The organism is Bacillus sp. BS1807G30 (assembly GCF_040047675.1).
Lineage (GTDB): Bacteria > Bacillota > Bacilli > Bacillales > Bacillaceae > Bacillus > Bacillus altitudinis.
In genome coordinates this window covers 2,851,687-2,869,419 of the sequence record NZ_CP157353.1, presented here as the reverse complement: position 1 = coordinate 2,869,419, position 17,733 = coordinate 2,851,687, and the positions used below count along the sequence as shown (strand labels likewise).

General features: G+C 41.1%; 21 protein-coding genes. 14 read left to right on the top strand and 7 right to left on the bottom strand.

Annotation, left to right across the window (positions count from 1 at the left end):
* Positions 1 to 17: 17 nt before the first annotated feature.
* Positions 18 to 1,085, bottom strand: a complete 1,068-nt coding sequence (locus tag ABG082_RS14900; protein ID WP_057079128.1) for an NAD(P)/FAD-dependent oxidoreductase — start codon at positions 1,083 to 1,085, stop codon at positions 18 to 20.
* Positions 1,086 to 1,340: 255 nt separating this feature from the next.
* Between ABG082_RS14900 and ABG082_RS14895 the strand changes: the two genes are divergently transcribed.
* The 3 genes from ABG082_RS14895 to erpA all read left to right on the top strand — a co-directional run bounded on the left by ABG082_RS14895 (position 1,341) and on the right by erpA (position 3,138).
* Complete coding sequence (locus ABG082_RS14895; RefSeq protein ID WP_008346813.1) at positions 1,341 to 1,577, top strand: YuzB family protein; 237 nt, start codon at positions 1,341 to 1,343, stop codon at positions 1,575 to 1,577.
* A gap of 270 nt (positions 1,578 to 1,847) precedes the next feature.
* Entirely contained in the window at positions 1,848 to 2,702 is an 855-nt protein-coding gene (gene dapF / locus ABG082_RS14890) for a diaminopimelate epimerase (RefSeq protein WP_041091838.1), read from the top strand.
* A 73-nt stretch (positions 2,703 to 2,775) separates the two neighbouring features.
* Positions 2,776 to 3,138, top strand: a complete 363-nt coding sequence (gene erpA, locus ABG082_RS14885) for an iron-sulfur cluster insertion protein ErpA (protein ID WP_008357254.1) — start codon at positions 2,776 to 2,778, stop codon at positions 3,136 to 3,138.
* 102 nt (positions 3,139 to 3,240) lie between these two features.
* Here erpA and ABG082_RS14880 read toward each other — a convergent pair whose 3' ends face one another.
* The gene (locus ABG082_RS14880; protein WP_272511076.1) at positions 3,241 to 3,660 is read right to left on the bottom strand and encodes a hypothetical protein; all 420 of its coding nucleotides are present in this window, start codon (positions 3,658 to 3,660) and stop codon (positions 3,241 to 3,243) included.
* Positions 3,661 to 3,862: 202 nt separating this feature from the next.
* On the opposite strand from ABG082_RS14880, the gene ABG082_RS14875 reads away from it, so the two are divergent.
* Positions 3,863 to 4,069, top strand: a complete 207-nt coding sequence (locus ABG082_RS14875; RefSeq protein ID WP_008346803.1) for a hypothetical protein — start codon at positions 3,863 to 3,865, stop codon at positions 4,067 to 4,069.
* A gap of 46 nt (positions 4,070 to 4,115) precedes the next feature.
* Here the strand turns inward: ABG082_RS14875 and yumC are convergent, their stop codons facing one another.
* Positions 4,116 to 5,114, bottom strand: coding sequence for a ferredoxin--NADP reductase 2 (gene yumC, locus ABG082_RS14870; RefSeq protein ID WP_008346801.1), 999 nt, complete (start codon positions 5,112 to 5,114; stop codon positions 4,116 to 4,118).
* Positions 5,115 to 5,503: 389 nt separating this feature from the next.
* On the opposite strand from yumC, the gene ABG082_RS14865 reads away from it, so the two are divergent.
* The 4 genes from ABG082_RS14865 (at position 5,504) to ABG082_RS14850 (ending at position 8,128) form a co-directional block, all read left to right on the top strand.
* On the top strand, positions 5,504 to 6,721 hold the full coding sequence (locus tag ABG082_RS14865) for an NAD(P)/FAD-dependent oxidoreductase (RefSeq protein WP_162149727.1): 1,218 nt from the start codon (positions 5,504 to 5,506) through the stop codon (positions 6,719 to 6,721).
* A 135-nt stretch (positions 6,722 to 6,856) separates the two neighbouring features.
* The gene (locus ABG082_RS14860) at positions 6,857 to 6,982 is read left to right on the top strand and encodes a YuiA family protein (RefSeq protein WP_348936209.1); all 126 of its coding nucleotides are present in this window, start codon (positions 6,857 to 6,859) and stop codon (positions 6,980 to 6,982) included.
* Positions 6,983 to 7,063: 81 nt separating this feature from the next.
* Positions 7,064 to 7,384 carry a YuiB family protein gene (locus tag ABG082_RS14855; protein ID WP_348936208.1) on the top strand — a complete coding sequence of 107 codons (321 nt, stop codon included), beginning with the start codon at positions 7,064 to 7,066 and terminating at the stop codon, positions 7,382 to 7,384.
* 99 nt (positions 7,385 to 7,483) lie between these two features.
* Entirely contained in the window at positions 7,484 to 8,128 is a 645-nt protein-coding gene (locus tag ABG082_RS14850) for a 3D domain-containing protein (RefSeq protein ID WP_024719745.1), read from the top strand.
* Positions 8,129 to 8,168: 40 nt separating this feature from the next.
* On the opposite strand, the gene ABG082_RS14845 is transcribed toward ABG082_RS14850, so the two are convergent.
* Positions 8,169 to 8,645, bottom strand: a complete 477-nt coding sequence (locus tag ABG082_RS14845) for a divergent PAP2 family protein (RefSeq protein WP_008346791.1) — start codon at positions 8,643 to 8,645, stop codon at positions 8,169 to 8,171.
* A 78-nt stretch (positions 8,646 to 8,723) separates the two neighbouring features.
* Here ABG082_RS14845 and ABG082_RS14840 point away from each other — a divergent pair, with 78 nt between their 5' ends.
* The 3 genes from ABG082_RS14840 to ABG082_RS14830 all read left to right on the top strand — a co-directional run bounded on the left by ABG082_RS14840 (position 8,724) and on the right by ABG082_RS14830 (position 12,127).
* The gene (locus ABG082_RS14840; protein ID WP_126268982.1) at positions 8,724 to 8,915 is read left to right on the top strand and encodes a hypothetical protein; all 192 of its coding nucleotides are present in this window, start codon (positions 8,724 to 8,726) and stop codon (positions 8,913 to 8,915) included.
* A gap of 56 nt (positions 8,916 to 8,971) precedes the next feature.
* On the top strand, positions 8,972 to 10,462 hold the full coding sequence (locus ABG082_RS14835; protein WP_008346787.1) for a leucyl aminopeptidase: 1,491 nt from the start codon (positions 8,972 to 8,974) through the stop codon (positions 10,460 to 10,462).
* 336 nt (positions 10,463 to 10,798) lie between these two features.
* A complete protein-coding gene (locus ABG082_RS14830) occupies positions 10,799 to 12,127 on the top strand; it encodes a Na+/H+ antiporter family protein (protein WP_008345907.1) in 1,329 nt (442 codons plus the stop codon).
* A gap of 47 nt (positions 12,128 to 12,174) precedes the next feature.
* Here ABG082_RS14830 and ABG082_RS14825 read toward each other — a convergent pair whose 3' ends face one another.
* From ABG082_RS14825 to ABG082_RS14815, 3 genes are all read right to left on the bottom strand, one after another.
* Positions 12,175 to 12,771, bottom strand: a complete 597-nt coding sequence (locus ABG082_RS14825; protein ID WP_046526544.1) for a biotin transporter BioY — start codon at positions 12,769 to 12,771, stop codon at positions 12,175 to 12,177.
* A gap of 116 nt (positions 12,772 to 12,887) precedes the next feature.
* Positions 12,888 to 14,024: an alanine dehydrogenase gene (gene ald, locus ABG082_RS14820; protein ID WP_048002196.1), complete on the bottom strand. Its 1,137-nt coding sequence runs from the start codon at positions 14,022 to 14,024 to the stop codon at positions 12,888 to 12,890.
* 110 nt (positions 14,025 to 14,134) lie between these two features.
* Positions 14,135 to 15,364, bottom strand: a complete 1,230-nt coding sequence (locus ABG082_RS14815; RefSeq protein ID WP_046526545.1) for a PucR family transcriptional regulator — start codon at positions 15,362 to 15,364, stop codon at positions 14,135 to 14,137.
* Positions 15,365 to 15,771: 407 nt separating this feature from the next.
* On the opposite strand from ABG082_RS14815, the gene ABG082_RS14810 reads away from it, so the two are divergent.
* The 3 genes from ABG082_RS14810 (at position 15,772) to essB (ending at position 17,728) form a co-directional block, all read left to right on the top strand.
* Positions 15,772 to 16,065: a WXG100 family type VII secretion target gene (locus ABG082_RS14810; RefSeq protein WP_003213769.1), complete on the top strand. Its 294-nt coding sequence runs from the start codon at positions 15,772 to 15,774 to the stop codon at positions 16,063 to 16,065.
* A 95-nt stretch (positions 16,066 to 16,160) separates the two neighbouring features.
* Positions 16,161 to 16,400 carry an EsaB/YukD family protein gene (locus tag ABG082_RS14805; protein ID WP_008345897.1) on the top strand — a complete coding sequence of 80 codons (240 nt, stop codon included), beginning with the start codon at positions 16,161 to 16,163 and terminating at the stop codon, positions 16,398 to 16,400.
* Between the two features lie 14 nt (positions 16,401 to 16,414).
* Positions 16,415 to 17,728: a type VII secretion protein EssB gene (gene essB / locus ABG082_RS14800; protein WP_045034547.1), complete on the top strand. Its 1,314-nt coding sequence runs from the start codon at positions 16,415 to 16,417 to the stop codon at positions 17,726 to 17,728.
* Positions 17,729 to 17,733 lie beyond the last annotated feature (5 nt).

The window sequence follows — 17,733 nt, the reverse complement described above, 5'->3', positions numbered from 1 at the left end:
AAAAAATTCACATCATTTTATCCATTGTGATGCTTGTACATCCAAAGAAGTCCAGATTTTAAGAGTCTTGGAACACGACCAACAAGTGGACGATCCGCCACTAGGCCAAAGCCGGCTTTTTTCCCTAAAGAGCCGAGTACGCCTTTTAACTTAAACTGCGGGTAAGCCTCAGGAAGCGGCTCGTTTTTCCAGCGTTTCTGTAGAGATTGCACAATTTGCTCTGCCTGTGCCTCGGCAAGCTGTGCACTTGGTGCATGCGGCAAGCTTGCGCAGTCACCTACGACATAGACATGCTCATCTCCAGGGAGATTGTGATGAGGAGTTAAGACGACACGGCCTTGTGCATCTTTTTCAACATCCATATCTCGCACGACTTTACTTGGCTGAATTCCTGCTGTCCACACGATGACATCTGCTTCAATTGCATCGTCATGGTTGTACACAACTCCTTCTTCAACCTTTGTAATATTGGCGCAGTTAATGATCTTTACATCGTTTTCTTCAAACCATTTTTGTACATATAAACTTAATCTTTTTGGGAAACTGGAAAGAATCAGTTCTCCGCGGTCAAAAAGAATGATGTTTAAATCAGAGCGGCTTTCACGCAGTTCACTGGCTAGCTCTACCCCGCTAAGTCCAGCACCGACAATGCCAACTGTTGCACCTGCGCTCAAATTGTTTAATTTGTTATACGCGTGTCTTGACTGATCAATGGTTTGAATGCTGTATGTATGTTCTTTCGCCCCAGGGACATTGTGATACTTGTCCTCACAGCCGAGTCCGATTACCGTATCATCATATGGAATAGGTTCACGGTCGCTAAATAAGATCTGTTTGTTTTCAATATCAATTTTTTCTACTTCCCCGTATTGAATATCCAGCTTTGGATGCTCTGGAAAAGATACTCGAATGTGATGATCAGAGATCGTTCCAGCAGCAAGTGCATAATATTCTGTTTTTAAACAGTGGTAAGGATTTCGATCAATTAATGTGATAGTAACATCATCAGGTAATTGATTTGGCAATAAGCGGTGGAGAACCCGCATATTCCCGTAACCTCCGCCGATCAAGACTAAATTTTTCATGACGATTCTCCTTTTCCCCCTAGACATTGAAAAACACTTATACTAAAAAACTTTAAGTTAAAATACCAAATAAAATTATATCGAATTTACTGTGAAACCACAATAATTGTTTCAAAATAACCTACATATTCATTACTTAGTCCTAAATAGTAAAACATTTTACGGGGAATAGGCGTAACGATTTATTGAAGCTCATGTTTTGACTAATAGAAGGAATTTCGGTAGGATAGTAAGGCAAATGTGAGGTGAAGCACAGTGTTTCCACTGATCGAATTTTGTGTAAGTAATCTTGCACAAGGGTCTCAAGAAGCAAAAGAGAAACTTGAAAAAGACCCAAACTTAGATGTAATGGAATACGGCTGTTTAAGCTACTGCGGCAAATGTATGGACTCCCCATTTGCGCTTGTGAATGGAGAATTTGTTTCAGGAGAAAATGCAGAGCAGCTAGTCGAGCGTATTTATGCTTTTATAGAGGAAAACGACATGTTTTAAATGCACCACATGGGTCATGAGGTGCATTTTTTTCATATATTCAGTTTCCATTTTTCAGGAGAAAATGTAGAAAGCGCATCCAATATGTTATGCTAATAAAATATCATCAAAATGAAGCATCACACGAGAGAAAAAGAGGCATATGCATAATAAAAGCCCTTTGCCATGGCAGCAAAGAGCTTCTATGTATGAAAAACGGGGGATGATAAGATTGTCTCCTGAATCGACTCCTTTTATACTATAAAGAAACAACATTTTTGGAGGACGCTCATGACATCATTTCAATTCACGAAAATGCACGGACTAGGAAACAATTATATATACGTCAATCAGATGAAGGAACAGCTTCCAGAAGAGCAGCTGTCAGAGATAGCAATTCAGGTTTCTTCTGTTTACACAGGAATCGGTTCAGACGGAATGATCCTCATTTGTCCATCAGATGTTGCACCTGTGAAAATGCGCATTTTCAACAATGATGGATCAGAGGGGAAAAACTGCGGTAACGGTCTGCGTTGCGTTGCAAAATATGTGTATGAGCATCAAATCGTAACAGACACAACGTTCCAGATTGAGACATTGTCAGGACTCGTTGAGGCGACCGTTCATGTGCAGGATGGTCACGTTCAGTTAGTGACAGTTGATATGGGTAAACCTCGTTTTGAAAAAGAAGCGATGCCAATGCTTGGTGAACCGGCCAGTACAACGATCAATGAACCGCTTGATTTTGGCACGACGACCTTAAATGGAACAGCTGTTTCAATGGGGAATCCCCATATCGTTTTCTATTTAGAAGACATTGAACAGGCGCCGCTCGATTCGCTTGGGCCAATCATTGAAAAGCATGACATGTTTCCAGAAGGCGTCAATGTAGAATTTGTGGAACGTGTCAGTGAAACGGAACTGCATTTTCGCGTGTGGGAAAGAGGATCAGGGATTACGCAAGCGTGCGGAACAGGAGCATGTGCTGCGGCTGTATCAACGATTGTCAATGGACATGCGAAAAAAGAAACGGATATGACCGTTCATCTAGCTGGCGGAGACCTCATCATTCGCTGGAAAGACAATGACCATGTGCTGATGACAGGACCTGCTGAAACGATTTGTGACGGCACATTCTATCTCTAAACCATTTATTTGAGAAAAGGCAACATCACGTTTATAATTGAAAAGAAACATCCAGTCAAAAGGAGGGATGATCGTGAGTACACCAGTAACGATTACAGAAGCTGCTGCATTGCAGATTAAAGATATGATGAAAGAACATGAAGAAGAAAATGCGTTCCTGCGAGTGGGCGTAAAAGGCGGCGGCTGCAGCGGTCTTTCATACGGGATGGGCTTTGACCATGAAGTCTCAGAGAAAGACACGCAGTTCGAACAGCACGGCATCAAGGTTCTTGTCGACTCCGAAAGCCTTGACATCATGAACGGAACCATCATTGATTTCAAACAATCACTAATGGGCGGCGGTTTCACGATTGACAATCCGAACGCCATCGCGTCATGCGGATGCGGTTCTTCGTTCAGAACAGCCACGAATACCGGTACGCCGGAAGAGTGTTAATATCTGACCATGGATAAAGATAAGCCTTCTTGTTTGTTTGCTTTATGAACAAGAAGGCTTTTTTTAAAGACAAATATAAAAGAGATGCTCGTTCAGCATTTCTTATTCCATTGCTTCTTCTATTTTCAATAGTTCTTTATCCAAAACATCTACCAACTCTTCAGTGCTAAACAAATAAATCACCACTTCTTTATTGCCATCTTCCACATGAACTTCAATCTCAATTTTCATATTGGCTGGTTCTCCAAGATACATCACTTTAAAAGTGCCCATTCTTTTCGTTTCGTTGTTTTTATTCATTTTTTGAACGTTGGTGAGTATCTGTTTGATTTCTTGATCACTCAAACCAGCATCTAAAATCGAAGTGGACACATGTGTTAAAAAAGGTTCTAGCTGATCAACATCCATATTCGATCCGGCAGCGAATTGAGCATAATGTTTGTTATAATCTTTTGCGAACACTTCTACTGAGCCGCCAATCATCAGTAACAAGCTCAAACTAATCATGAAACGCTTTATCATCTTTCCACCTATCCTTCATGACAATCTTCTACTTCTTATATCGGTTGAACCAATCAAACCTTCATTCATTCCATTCCTTCTTAAACAATTTGTAAATCGCTCAATTTTGTTACAGCTTGTCCTCACAACTGGCTATTTCCACTCGAAAAGAGTATCATGAGAACCAAACATATACTGTCATCAGAAAAGAGGTTGCTGAGGTTTGAGTGAACAAATCAATTGCAGGAACTGTCATGAACTGATTCCGTATCGTTCAAAAACATGTCCGTCTTGCGGGATAGACAAGCCGCTTCCGAAAAAGGAACGTGTGAAGGATCGGGTAATTTTGGTTGTGGCAGGAATTGTTGTGGTGTTACTTGCTGCAATGGTACTTGGAATGGCGAATGCCTATATTGGGATTTTTAAATAAACAAAAAAGGAGTTCCATCTGCGGAACTCCTTTTTTTGATCCGTTCTTATTTATTTTCAAATAAGCTTGTGGAATGGAGCGGCTGTACACGGGCTTTCGGGTCCATGTAGGCTTTCGCGTTGTTCACAGCAGTTGGTGCTTCACCAAATCCGCTTGCGATTAATTTGACTTTTCCTTCATACGTACAGATGTCTCCTGCCGCATAGAAGCCTTCGATGTTTGTTTCCATCGTGGATTTGACCACGATAGAGTTCTTTTCGATTTCAAGGCCCCATTGTTTGATTGGTCCAAGGGAGGAAACAAAACCGAAGTTGACGATCACATCGTCCACATCTAGTACTTGTTTTTTATCGCCTTTCACTTCTTCAAGCACAATTTGTTCAATGCGTTCTTCACCAATGAGCTCAGTTGGAACAAATGGTGTCAGCACATTGACTTTCGAGTTGTGCAAGTTTTCTACACTGTGCTCATGTGCACGGAATTTATCACGACGGTGAATAATCGATACTTCTTTTGCGATTGGCTCAAGCATCAGTGCCCAGTCAACCGCAGAGTCTCCGCCGCCAAGAACAGCAACACGTCTGCCAGCGAATTGGTTCAGGTCATTGATGAAGTAATGCAGGTTGCTTCCTTCAAATGATTCTGCTGCATCTAGCTCAAGCTTTCTCGGTTGGAATGCACCGTTACCAGCTGTAATGATGATTGTTTTTGAATAATGAACCTCTTGGTTTGTAACGAGTTTGAAAATACCGTCTGCTTGTTTTTCAACCGTTTCCACAGCTTGCTCTAAGCAAATGGTTTGATCAAATTTATCCATTTGTTCCTTTAAATTATCAACTAATTCTTGTGCGCGGATTTTTGGGAAACCAGCCACATCATAAATGTATTTTTCAGGGTAAAGAGCGGATAGTTGACCGCCGAGCTGAGGAAGGCTTTCAATGATTTTCACACTTGCCTGTCTCATGCCTCCGTAAAACGCAGTAAACAATCCGACTGGGCCGCCCCCGATAACGGTAATGTCATATACCTTAGAATCTTCTTGCATTCCTTAATCCTCCCAAATGAAAATTGTTATCACTATATCATATCATACCACATATCGTCGTTTGACTTGTTTTGAAAAACTTGTCGTTTTTTGATGCCGATGCTGTGAAAAGGGGAAAAAAGAGAGAAAGACCGTTTATCCTAAGGATTTTCAGTTTAAAGCCTTGAAAAAAGGAGCAGAACTCGCTATTATTGTTAAGGGAACTAAATATTAATTTTTTATGAATTTTTGTCGGATACGGTCAAATGCTTTCGTTTTTTGTAGGTGAAAGTTCAGATTTTCACATACTTATTTTTTGTTTAAATTTCATAAAATGCCGCAAAGCGGTTGAGAATAACGATATGTAATTCTTTATCCGTTTTACAGCAAATTTAAAAAAGGTGGATGTGATTCCAGTGAATAAACCGAAAATCGTTGTATTAGGTGCAGGTTATGGCGGATTAATGACTGTAACAAGATTAACAAAACAGCTTGGCACAAATGATGCGGACATTACTCTTGTGAACAAGCATAATTATCATTACGAAACAACATGGTTACATGAAGCAAGTGCAGGTACTCTTCATCATGACCGTTGTCGTTATCAAATCAAAGATGTGATTAACAGTTCCCGTGTCAACTTTGTACAAGCAACAGTTGAAAGCATTAATAAGGAAGAGAAGAAAGTTGTGACATCAGATGGCGAACTTTCTTATGACTACCTTGTTGTTGCGCTTGGTGCTGTTCCTGAAACATTTGGTATTGCAGGACTGAAAGAATATGCATTCTCAATCTCTAACATCAACTCTGCTCGTCAGCTTCGTGAGCATATTGAGCTTCAATTTGCGACTTATAATACAGATGCTGAAAAGCGTCCAGAGCGTCTGACAATCGTTGTCGGCGGTGCAGGCTTCACAGGTATTGAGTTCCTTGGTGAGCTTGGAAACCGTGTACCTGAGCTTTGCAAAGAGTATGATATTGATCAAAAAGACGTGCGTATTATCTGTGTAGAAGCTGCACCAACAGCTCTTCCAGGATTTGATCCTGAATTGATCGACTATGCGATGAACTACCTTCAAGGTAAGGGTGTTGAGTTCAAAATCGGTACAGCGATCAAAGAATGTACGCCTGAGGGCATCATTGTTGGAAAAGACGATGATACAGAAGAAATCAAAGCTGAAACTGTTGTATGGGCTGCTGGTGTACGTGGTAACCCAATCGTTGAAGAAGCTGGATTTGAAAACATGCGCGGCCGCGTAAAAGTGTCTCCAGATCTTCGTGTACCGGAAAATGAAGATGTATTCATCATCGGTGACTGCTCATTAATCATCAATGAAGAAATTAATCGTCCATACCCACCTACTGCACAAATTGCGATGCAGCAAGGTGAAACAGTAGCGAAAAACCTTGCAGCACTAGTAAAAGGAGGCACGCTTGAAAGCTTTAAGCCAGACATCAAAGGAACAGTTGCTTCTCTTGGTGAACACGATGCTGTAGGTGTTGCGTTTGGTAAAAAACTTCAAGGAACAAAAGCTTCTGCAATGAAAAAAATCATCGACAACCGTTCATTATTCATGGTTGGCGGACCAGGACTTGTTCTGAAAAAAGGAAAATTCAAGTTCTTCTAAACTGATATAGACAAAAACGTGTATCCCTGTGGTACACGTTTTTTCATGTTTTACGGAATATTTTCTCACTTGGTACTGGACAGAAAAATATGTTATGATGAATTATCAGAAAATTTAGATTAAGGAGTGAGCAATATGAAAGCACAAACGAAAGAAAAAAAGTCAACTTGTCAGTATTGTTCAGGAAAAGGGTATTTTCAGTTATTGCTCGGCGGATCAGAAACATGTGAGGAATGTAAAGGGACAGGAAAGAAGCATTAATCTTACGGCTTTTTCCATTGATTGACTTCATCTCTATTTCCAAGTTAAACTAATGATGGGATATTTGGGGGTGGAGATGAAGTGATCAGTTTACCAGTCGTTATCATTTCAGTTATTTTATTTTTCGTGTTATTCTTCGGCATTGGCTTTTTGCTGAATATGCTGCTGAGAATGTCATGGATTATGGCAATTTTATATCCAATTGTATGCCTTTTCATTATCAATAATCAAAAGATGATCGCTTATGTAAGAGAACCAAGTATTGCTTTTTCCGGGATAGGAGACCGCATCGTTTCTCTTGCTGCGGCAGATATCATCATTTTATTAAGTGGTCTAGTTGGTGCCATTGCCTCAGGTTTTGTCATCAATGCCCTTCGTAAAAGAGGCTATCAAATGTTTTAACTCACTTGTCTACACGCAAGTGGGTTTTTTTGTTTCTCCTTTGCATAGTTTCCATTTTGTTTGGAAACAAATAGATGGGTAGAGGAGTGACAAATAGAGATGAAAACATGGATGAAACGATTGTTCATGACAGTTCTGTTTATGCTTGCCTTGATGACAAGCTTTACGGGCATATCTGGCGTAGAACCAAGTGATTTAGCTGCATGGGTGAAAGAGACCGATGCCGGTAAGCACGTATCTTCTTTTTTAAAGCATCCAAAAAGGCAGACGATGGCGGTGAAAAGTGACGATTTGCGTGCTGTTTCTCTCGAAGAAGCATTTAATTGGAACGATTATCCGAAGCAAAAGGTTGTCGCCACAGGTTATACAGCAGGTGTAGAATCAACAGGTAAGACGAAAGAACATCATGCATATGGCATTACATATTCAGGCGTCAAAGTAAAACGTGATTTATATTCAACCGTGGCAGCGGACCCATCTGTCTTTCCGATAGGAACTGTCCTGTTTATCCCCAATTATGGCTATGGTGTAGTCGCAGATACTGGGAAAGCGATTAAAGGTCATAAGCTTGATTTATATTATGAAACGGTTGATGATGTGTATAGAGAATGGGGTAAAAAAGTGCTGGACGTTTATGTGATTAAAAAGGGTGAAGGGACGCTGACAGAAAAAGACTTAAATCAGTTGAATGAAGCGGAATCGATGCAAGTGTTCCGGCAGCAGTTTCAAGCCAATAAAGAATAAAAAAGCTTTGGATCTCAAAAGGTCCAAAGCTTTTTCGCTTCTACATGAAGTAATAATCTAAGATGAGAGTGAGCAAGATTCCTGTTAAGCCGCCGAAGAAGACTTCAATCGGCTTATGCCCAAGAAGCTCTTTCAATTTCTTTTGCTTCTCTTTTTCTTCCGCATTTGGGAAGTTCTTTGCCTCGGCAACAAACCGGTTAAAATCCGTGACCAGTTTGTTTAGGACAGTTGCCTGTTCTCCTGCCTGTCTACGAACACCTGTCGCATCAAACATTGTAATAATGGCAAAGATGGCTGAAATGGCAAAAATAGATGTTCCTAGCCCGTGCTCTAAAGCAACTGCTGTTGAGAGTGCTGTTACTGCTGCGGAGTGTGAACTTGGCATTCCGCCTGTGCTTGTAATGAGCGACCAATCTAGTCGTCTAGAAATGATAAATTGAATCGGTACTTTTACAAATTGTGCAAAAAAGATGGCTGCAAGGCTGGCAAGCAGCGGAAAATTCGTCAGTACGCTCATGAACAAGAAACATCCTCTCTTTAAGAAAAAATAACGTGCAAAATGATGGAGTATTTACCCTAGTAAGATAAAAAAATGATGGCAGTAAGAACTGTTGCCAAGTCCATGTTCATTATAACATTAAAGAAAGTAGATGTGGAACGAGGAGACCATGGACAGGCTGCTATTGATCGCTGCCGCTTTTTCATGATGCCCTTCCGCGTGCCAAAATATAAATGTTCTTCAAGAGAAGACAGGCTGGCAATGATCGTATCAGCACATAAATTTTGATATAATAGAAGTTCCAATGTGAAATATGGAGTTCATTGAAGGAGCGTGTGATAAATATGTTTTTCTCGACAAATGAGTTGCAACATAAAGATACACTGGCCATCGGACTTTTTCAAAAGAGCCAATTATCAGGAAAAGCAAAAGAAATGGATGAGTTACATGGAGGAAGAATCACTGAATTATTAAAAGAAGGCGATATTTCATCTAAACGAAATCAGCTTTCGAAATTTTTCCCATCCCCTGAAACCGGCATTAAACGCATTTATTTTGTCGGGCTTGGGAAGGAGTCAGATTACACGTTTGAAGAGGCAAAGGAAGTGTTTGCGCATTTATTTAAAAAGCTTCATCAAGATAAAAAGCAAGCAGTTTCGGTTTTGCTTGATACATTCACAGGAAAGGATCTGCCTGTTCAAGATGCAGCCCATGCCCTTTCTGAAAGCTGCCTTTTAGCTACATATGAATTACAAGATTTTAAACATAAAACGAATGAACCGGATCGCTTTATCGAATTTGTTTATGCAACGACGGATCATGATGCAGCTGAAATTCAGGCAAGTCTGAAAGTGGGAGAAGTCTACGGACAATCGGTCAATTCGGCTCGTACACTTGTGAACATGCCGCCGAACATGCTCACGTCCTCTGATCTTGCTTCCTATGCGGCTGAGCTTGCTTATAAATATGAATTCGAGATTGAAATTTTAGATAAAGAACAAATGGAAGAGCTCGGAATGGGCGGTATTCTAGCCGTTAATAGAGGCTCAACAGAACCACCAAAGCTGATTGTATTGAAATATCAAGGCAAGGAAGAATGGACAGACGTCATCGGCCTTGTCGGTAAAGGTATTACGTATGATACAGGTGGGTATTCCTTAAAGCCAAGAGCAAGTATGGTGGGGATGAAAACAGATATGGGCGGCTCAGCCTCTGTTTTAGGCGCAATGGAAATCATCGGTGAACTTCGTCCAGAGCAGAATGTCATTGCGGTCATCGCCTCAACAGATAATATGGTCTCAGCAGATGCGATGAAGCCAGATGACGTCATTGTCTCACTGAGTGGCAAAACAATCGAAGTGCTTAATACGGATGCAGAAGGTCGTCTTGTTTTAGCAGATGGTGTGACCTATGCAAAGCAGCATGGTGCCTCTGTGCTTGTGGATGTTGCGACATTAACAGGGGGTGTCATTGTGGCACTTGGGAATGAGACAACAGGCGTGATGACAAATAACGATGAATTGTATGCCCAGTTTAAAGAGGCATCAGAAGAATGCGGGGAGATGATTTGGCAGCTGCCAATCACCGAAAAAGATAAAAAACGAGTAAGAAACAGCAAAATGGCTGATCTGAATAACTCACCAGGTCGTGATGGTCATGCGATCATGGCAGGTGCATTCATTGGGGAATTCGCTGAAGACACCCCTTGGGTTCACTTAGATATTGCAGGAACAGCTACGACAGAAAAGCCTTCATGCTTTGGACCAACAGGAGCAACAGGTGTGATGGTCAGATCATTAGCGACATTTGTGGAACGATTTGAACCGAAGAAATAACGACGGAAGCTCTGCCAACTGGCAGAGCTCAGCGTGTAGACAAACCCTCGCATTCGGTGTCAGTCCTGCGCTTCGGTGCTCACGAATGTCAAATTCGCTCCGCGCCGATGCTCGTCCTTCCTAGACTGCAAAGGTTTTCTATCACGCTGAAAAGAAGACAAAGGGCTAAAATAAAATTCATTTTAGCCCTTTGTCAACAATCTGAGCTCTGCCAACTGGCAGAGCTTTTTATGTAGGACATACGCCATTTGACGAAGTGAATTTTCTATGGTAACATACGTTGGTACTTTAATTATCTACTACATTAGTAAACTAAAGGATTTCGGAGGTTTCACCATGAATGCAGTTGTTTTAGCGGTTGTTTTAATGTTGATATTAAGCTTGCTGCGGGTCAATGTCGTGATTGCGCTGGCACTTGGCGCTTTAGCGGGGGGACTTGCAGGTGGATTAGGTCTAGGGGGAACAGTTCAAGCGTTCACTGACGGTCTTGGCGGAAATGCGACAGTGGCGATTAGTTACGCACTATTAGGTGCATTCGCAGCCGCATTGACAAAAACGGGTCTTCCTGATGCCATGGTCGAAGGAGCTGTGAAGCTTCTTGGAAAAGAAGGCGATTCAAGAAGAAAAACATTATCAAAAGTGCTCATTATTCTGGTCATTTTGATCGTATCTTGTTTTTCTCAAAACGTTGTTCCTGTTCATATTGCCTTTATTCCGGTCTTAATCCCACCATTATTAAAGGTGTTTAACGAGCTTCAAATTGACCGCAGACTGCTAGCATGTGTGATGACTTTCGGACTTACTGCACCATATATTTTACTTCCGGTCGGTTTTGGACAGATTTTTCACGGAATGCTTCGTGACAACATGAAAGATGCAGGTTTAACAGTGAATTTAGCAGACATTCCGTATGCGATGCTGATTCCTGTAGGCGGCATGGTTCTTGGCTTGATCGTTTCACTCTTTGTATATCGTAAGCCAAAAACATATGAAAATCGTGACATTACGGATGTAGAAAAATCAGCATATACAAAAAAGAGCTTATTCTTTGCTGGACTTGCGATCCTTGTATCACTTATTGTTCAGTTATATCTCTCTCAAAGCCTTGGAGTCGAAGGGATGATCTTCGGTGCGCTTGCAGGCTTGCTTGTCTTGTTTGTAACGGGAATGATGAAACGCGATGAAGCAGATGCGCTGATTACATCTGGCATGAACATGATGGCATTTATCGGATTTGTCATGCTTGTTGCAGCTGGATTTGCCAATGTTTTAACGAAAACAGGAGATATTGAATCTCTCGTCAAGGCATCTTCTCAATTTATCGGAAACAGCCAAAGCTTAGCGGCCATTTTAATGCTACTGGTGGGTCTGCTAGTGACAATGGGCATTGGCTCATCATTTGCAACGATTCCGATTATTACGACGATCTTTGTACCGCTTTGTTTACACTTAGGGTTCAGCCCAATGGCGACTATTGCGATTATTGGTTCAGCTGCGGCTGTAGGAGATGCAGGTTCACCTGCAAGCGACAGTACACTCGGACCAACATCTGGACTGAATATGGATGGACAGCATCACCACATTTGGGGTACATGTGTCCCAACATTCGCCTTTTATAATATCCCGCTCGTCTTGTTCGGCTGGCTTGCGGCAATTATGCTATAAATGAAAAAAGGTTCCTTACTCATAGAGTAAAGGAACCTTTTCTGATATTAGGAAGCTGTTTGTTCTTTTCGAAAGGATGTAGCTTTTGAAACCGATCGATAAATTTTAGGTGCTAGCATCGCAAGGAGGATGGTCAGCGCATAGTCTTTTACCATAAACCAAATCATGAAGAACCATGTGGTTTGATAAGAGATTGGTGCGTTTAGCCATACATTTAATGCGATGTACGTATAAGTTGTCCCAATCACATACATCACGGTCGTTCCTGCAATGGCTGCAAATAAAAAGCGGACAAAACCAGGGTTTTGTCTTTTTTCAAGAATGAATCCGGCAAGCCATGCAGCAGGAATGTATGATAACACAAAGCCACCGCTTTTTCCTAAAATAACGCCGAGACCCGCCGAGAACTGTGCGAATACAGGTGCACCAGCGATCCCAACAAGAGCATAGACAATCATGGCCAATGCGCCAAGTCGTCTGCCCAGCAAAAGACCAGCAAGCACACAAAAAAACGGCTGCATCGTAAGTGGGATTCCGCCGACCTGTAAAAATGGCACAATGGATGTGATATTGGCTCCGATAGCCATGAGTGCAGCAAACATCCCGACGAGCACAAAGTCAGCTGTTCTTGTCTTCTTTTGCATGATATTTCCCCCTGTCTTATCTGTACAAATAGATTAAGGGGAAGAGGTTCTTTTGTCAACTCATTTTTATTTTAGGTTAACAATAAAACCCGCCCCTGAAAAGGGCGGGCTGGATATTAAGCTTCGGTCATGGAAGAGGTTTCAAGGGCTTTACTAACAGGCACATAATCATAGCCGAGATCACGAGCGACAGCTTCATAGGTGATATGTCCATTCATCACATTGACGCCTTCAGCAATCGCCTTGTTTTCTTTGATCGCTTTTGCAGCGCCTTTATTTGCAATCTGCAGTGCGTATGGGACCGTGACGTTTGTTAAAGCAACTGTCGATGTTCTCGGAACCGCTCCTGGCATATTGGCAACAGCATAATGTAAAATGCCGTGCTTTTCATAAGTAGGCTGATCATGTGTTGTGATATGATCGATTGTTTCCACAATCCCGCCTTGGTCAATGGCTACATCGACAATGACAGAACCAGGCTTCATTTGTTTCACCATTTCTTCTGTGACAAGGGTTGGAGCTTTGGCACCTGGGATGAGAACCGCACAAATGAGCAGGTCTGCCTCGCTCACTGAATCTGCAATGTTAACAGGATTAGACATTAACGTTTTCATTTGATGACCAAACTGATCGTCCAGCTGACGTAATCGTTCCGCATTTAAATCAATAAGAGTGACATCTGCGCCAAGTCCGATCGCCATTTTCGCTGCATTTGTTCCAACGACACCGCCGCCAATAATGGTGACTTTCCCTCTCGATACTCCTGGCACGCCTGCGAGCAGAATGCCTTTTCCGCCTTTTGGCTTTTCTAAAAATTGAGCACCAATTTGAGCAGCCATTCTACCTGCAACTTCAGACATTGGCGTTAATAGAGGGAGTGATTTTCCGTCCGTTACCGTTTCATAAGCAATGGCTGTCACACCTTTTTGTTTTAATGCTTCAGCCAAGGAGGGCTCTGCTGCAAGATGCAGGTACGTAAATAAGATCAGACCTTCTCTGAAATATGAATATTCTTCTGGTAATGGTTCTTTTACCTTCATAATCATATCAGAAGATGCCCACACATCTTTCGCTTGATCAAGAATCTCTGCACCAACAGATACATAATCGTCATCAGTGAATCCGCTTCCAAAACCAGCGTTCGTTTCAATTAAAATCTGGTGTCCAGCTGAAAGCAATTGAGATGCTGCTCCTGGTGTTAATGCGACCCGGTTTTCATTGTTCTTAATCTCTTTCGGAATGCCGATGATCATATCAATTCCTCCTATGCTTATCTATTGATATTGTATGTCTAGTGTATCCTGAAAGTTTAGAAAATTCTTCGGTTGAATGAAAAAATTAAAAAACGCCTCTTTGTGAAATTTCACAAAGGGACGTTTTTTAGCTTCATATCAAGATAAATGGTCATTTTCTCATTCATGTTTTTTAAATCAATTTCTGCAATGTCCGTAATCCGCTTCAGTCTGTAATTCAGTGTGTTGATATGAATATTTAACTGCTTTGCGGCGATATTGGCGTTGCTGTCACAATCAATAAATCGTTCAAGGGTCTCGACGAGGTTGGAATGATGCCTGAGGTCGTAATCCTCAAGCTTTGATAAAGAGTAACTGGAATAAGACGATCCCTTTCGTTTTTCAGCAAGCACATCTAAGTATTGATAAATACCCAGTTCAGAAAAGCTGTTCAATTGTTCTGTTTCCACAGGAAAGCGTTCTTTTGTTTTTAAGACTGCCAGTGCTTCTTTATAGGATGGCTGAATATGAGTAATGTGATCATAAATTCCACCAATGGCCGCCTGAACGTGATGGATCTGATACCGATCAGACAACTGCTTTAGCATGCCGCTTGTGAATTGTTTAATATCTTGAAGCGGATGTTCTGTTTTTGGCGAGACAAGAATAATGAATTCGTTAAAATCAACAGTTGTTAAAAGCACCTGCACTTGCTGCGTTGTTTCAAGCAGATAGGAGAGCTTCTTTTCCGTATCTTCTGTGAGTTCATCACGAAGGCGAAAGATAATAATGGCATACGTGTCTGGACATCTCATCCCAAGCCTCAAGAAGAGATCAAGCATCTCATCCTTTTCATGAATATGTCCTGTGAGCATCTTCCAAAATAGCTCCTGATTGCGTTCTTCTGTTTTCGTTTTTCGAATTTGTAAATTGAGTAATTTGTTTTTCACGGCATGTGCTGCCATCTTGAGAAGGTCCATTTCTTCATCTGAAAAAGGCTGCGTGGATTCAATTGCCCAGATAAAGCCGAGCACCTCTTTGTCTTTCCATATGGAAATGGCGACCCTGCTGGATAGACCGACTTCTGCAATTTGAGGTACGCGAAGCGGTTCATCTGTTTTAAGGAGTGTAGGAATGATACCGTCTTTCCAAAGCCGATTAATGACTTTTTCCGGTACACGGCGGGAGATAATGGTTGAAGTTCTGGCGGGATCAGTGAAATCATTATGTGTGCTATAGGCTAATAATCGATGATGAGTATCTTCTATAGTAATAGGGCAATTGAGCACATCACTAATTTGGTCTGCCACATCCTCTAAACGATCAAGGCTATACTTAAATGGATCTGTCTTTTTTGTCATAAAAAACCCCTGCTTTTTCGAATATTTCACGTACTTACATTATGAAGAGAATCAGGTACGTAAATCAATAAAAAAATGCCATAATCATTAAAAAAACAAAAAGCTTGAGAAATGAGCACATTGGTCATGCGTTGATCACAAAAAGAAATAGTACAATAATAATGTAGTAAAAAATCAATAGGCGGAAAGATTCATCGAAGTGCACGCCCTTTTATTAAGAATATATGACCAAAAAAATGTTAAATACTAGATAAAGAGCGAAAAAACAGTAATTCCATAGACTCATTTTGTAAAATAAAAACAGATTTGTTTGACTGTGTATCATTTCTGTTTTTATAATAATAACGTCAAAAAATAAGTGGATTAGCCCATTATATGGCGGCTATGCACGGGAGGTAATGAGGAATATGTCAGGAATTATTCGCGTAACCCCAGAAGAACTAAGAGCGACCGCTAAGCAATATGGTGTTGAAAGTCAAGAAGTGTTAAACCAAGTTGATCGTCTAAATAGAATGATCTCTGACCTAAAAGGAATGTGGGAAGGTGCTTCTAGTGAAGCATTCGCTGATCAATACGAACAGCTTAAACCTTCATTCATCAAAATGTCTGATCTATTAACAGATGTCAGCAATCAGCTTGATCAAACTGCAAATACACTTGAAAGCACTGACCAAGACATCGCTAGCCAAATCCGCGGCTAATCAAAGGGATTTCCTTTCTAAGTGTGAAAAGCAGAAAAAGCGCCGAGTCTGTCAGTTGATGCCGGCGCTCTTTCTATTTTGTGAGGTGGAAATTTGTGTATATCGATATTACCATCGACTTAAAAAACTATGATGGCAGTGTGTTTGATTTGAGACTATCAAATTATTTACATATTAAACAAGTCATCCATATCGCCTGGCAGGCAAAACAAATCTCACTCCCTAAACGTGATGGCGGATGGGTGCGTGTAGTCAATAAGAAAGCTGTGTTTTCAGGCGAATATAAGCTGTCAGACTGTGGAATCACCACAGGAGACAGGCTGGAAATACTATGAAAGGACTTTTGTAAATGGCAGATAAAAAGAGTTCCTATTTAGAAGAACAATTAGAAGCAGTCATGAAAAAAGAGGAAGGCACTTACACCTTCATTTTTCAAAGAGAGACAATTAAACTCTTAGACGGTTTAGAAGCGGCACCGATTAAAGACATCAATCCTTCATTTAAAAAAGAGATCCAATTAACCGAAGGTGAGGTCATCATTTCGATTCAACCGCCTCCTGCCTATCAGGAATTTCGTTTCATCCATGCAAAGGATGAAAAAAGCAAATGGATTTTTTCATACCAGCTTGTCGATGCAGTGTGCAAACACGACGTGAAGCGGCTGCATCCTATTGTTTCTCCTGAAAACATTGTTTTTCATCAAGGCTTAGCGCCTGCATTTTTGCATTACGGGGTCAAAGAAAGCATCCCGCCATATGAAACCGACCAACATCGTCTATTAAAAGAGGTCAAAGCCGTCATTCTTCGAGTGGTGGACCATGAATATCAGTTTCAAGAATATTTGGCTTATCATGATACTTTGAAATTATCTGAGCAGGCAAAGGAAATAAGTGATACACAGTCACTGGAAGAATTGTCTGCTTTGATTCAACAAAAAATAGAAGCCATCGAAGCAAAAGAAAAGACGCTCTTAACCATTCCAAAAAAGAAATGGAAGATCGAACGATACATTGGACTTGGTCTCCTTGTTCTTTTGATTCCTGCATTGGTGTATACCATTTACACGTTCTTTTTCGCCATGCCGAAACAAGAAGCGTATGTGGAAGCGAACAAATATTATCTCAACAAACAGTACAGCCAAGTGGTGGATACGCTCGAAAAATACAAAGCCGATCAAATGCCAGTCTCTCTTCAATATGAACTGGCCATTTCGTATGTGCAAACGAATCAAGGGAATCTATTGCTTGACCAGCACAAAAAAGAAATCACGGATACGTACACATTGCAGACAGACCCGCAATACTTCCTGTTCTGGATTCATATTGGACAAGGCAATAGCAAGGAAGCTCTGGATATTGCAAGGGTGCTCGGGGACGACCGATACATATTTACAGCACTCGTCGCCTACCGCAATGAAATTCAAAATGATGACAGCCTATCTGCTGAAGAAAAACAAAAACAGCTAGATCCAATCATTAAGGAAATGGCGAAGTATGAAGAAAAAGAAACAACGGAGACGAGCACCAATGACTCCTCAGATGCAAGCCAAACAGATGAAACAGCTGAACAAAAAGAGCAGTCAAAAGCCGATCAGGAGAAAAAAGAGAAAGAATCTGATGCAAAAAAGAAAACCTCTCAGACGAAAAAAGATGAGAAAAAATAATTCTT

Excerpts from the sequence above, each read along its gene's own strand:
- ABG082_RS14850 (WP_024719745.1), top strand. The coding sequence starts at position 7,484 with ATGAAAACATGGATGAAACGATTGTTCATGACAGTTCTGTTTATGCTT.
- dapF (WP_041091838.1), top strand. The coding sequence starts at position 1,848 with ATGACATCATTTCAATTCACGAAAATGCACGGACTAGGAAACAATTAT.
- essB (WP_045034547.1), top strand. The coding sequence starts at position 16,415 with ATGGCAGATAAAAAGAGTTCCTATTTAGAAGAACAATTAGAAGCAGTC.
- yumC (WP_008346801.1), bottom strand. The coding sequence starts at position 5,114 with ATGCAAGAAGATTCTAAGGTATATGACATTACCGTTATCGGGGGCGGC.
- ABG082_RS14810 (WP_003213769.1), top strand. The coding sequence starts at position 15,772 with ATGTCAGGAATTATTCGCGTAACCCCAGAAGAACTAAGAGCGACCGCT.
- ABG082_RS14880 (WP_272511076.1), bottom strand. The coding sequence starts at position 3,660 with ATGATAAAGCGTTTCATGATTAGTTTGAGCTTGTTACTGATGATTGGC.
- ABG082_RS14815 (WP_046526545.1), bottom strand. The coding sequence starts at position 15,364 with ATGACAAAAAAGACAGATCCATTTAAGTATAGCCTTGATCGTTTAGAG.
- ABG082_RS14835 (WP_008346787.1), top strand. The coding sequence starts at position 8,972 with ATGTTTTTCTCGACAAATGAGTTGCAACATAAAGATACACTGGCCATC.
- ABG082_RS14830 (WP_008345907.1), top strand. The coding sequence starts at position 10,799 with ATGAATGCAGTTGTTTTAGCGGTTGTTTTAATGTTGATATTAAGCTTG.
- ABG082_RS14860 (WP_348936209.1), top strand. The coding sequence starts at position 6,857 with ATGAAAGCACAAACGAAAGAAAAAAAGTCAACTTGTCAGTATTGTTCA.
- ald (WP_048002196.1), bottom strand. The coding sequence starts at position 14,024 with ATGATCATCGGCATTCCGAAAGAGATTAAGAACAATGAAAACCGGGTC.
- ABG082_RS14845 (WP_008346791.1), bottom strand. The coding sequence starts at position 8,645 with ATGAGCGTACTGACGAATTTTCCGCTGCTTGCCAGCCTTGCAGCCATC.
- ABG082_RS14900 (WP_057079128.1), bottom strand. The coding sequence starts at position 1,085 with ATGAAAAATTTAGTCTTGATCGGCGGAGGTTACGGGAATATGCGGGTT.
- ABG082_RS14825 (WP_046526544.1), bottom strand. The coding sequence starts at position 12,771 with ATGCAAAAGAAGACAAGAACAGCTGACTTTGTGCTCGTCGGGATGTTT.
- ABG082_RS14840 (WP_126268982.1), top strand. The coding sequence starts at position 8,724 with ATGGCAGTAAGAACTGTTGCCAAGTCCATGTTCATTATAACATTAAAG.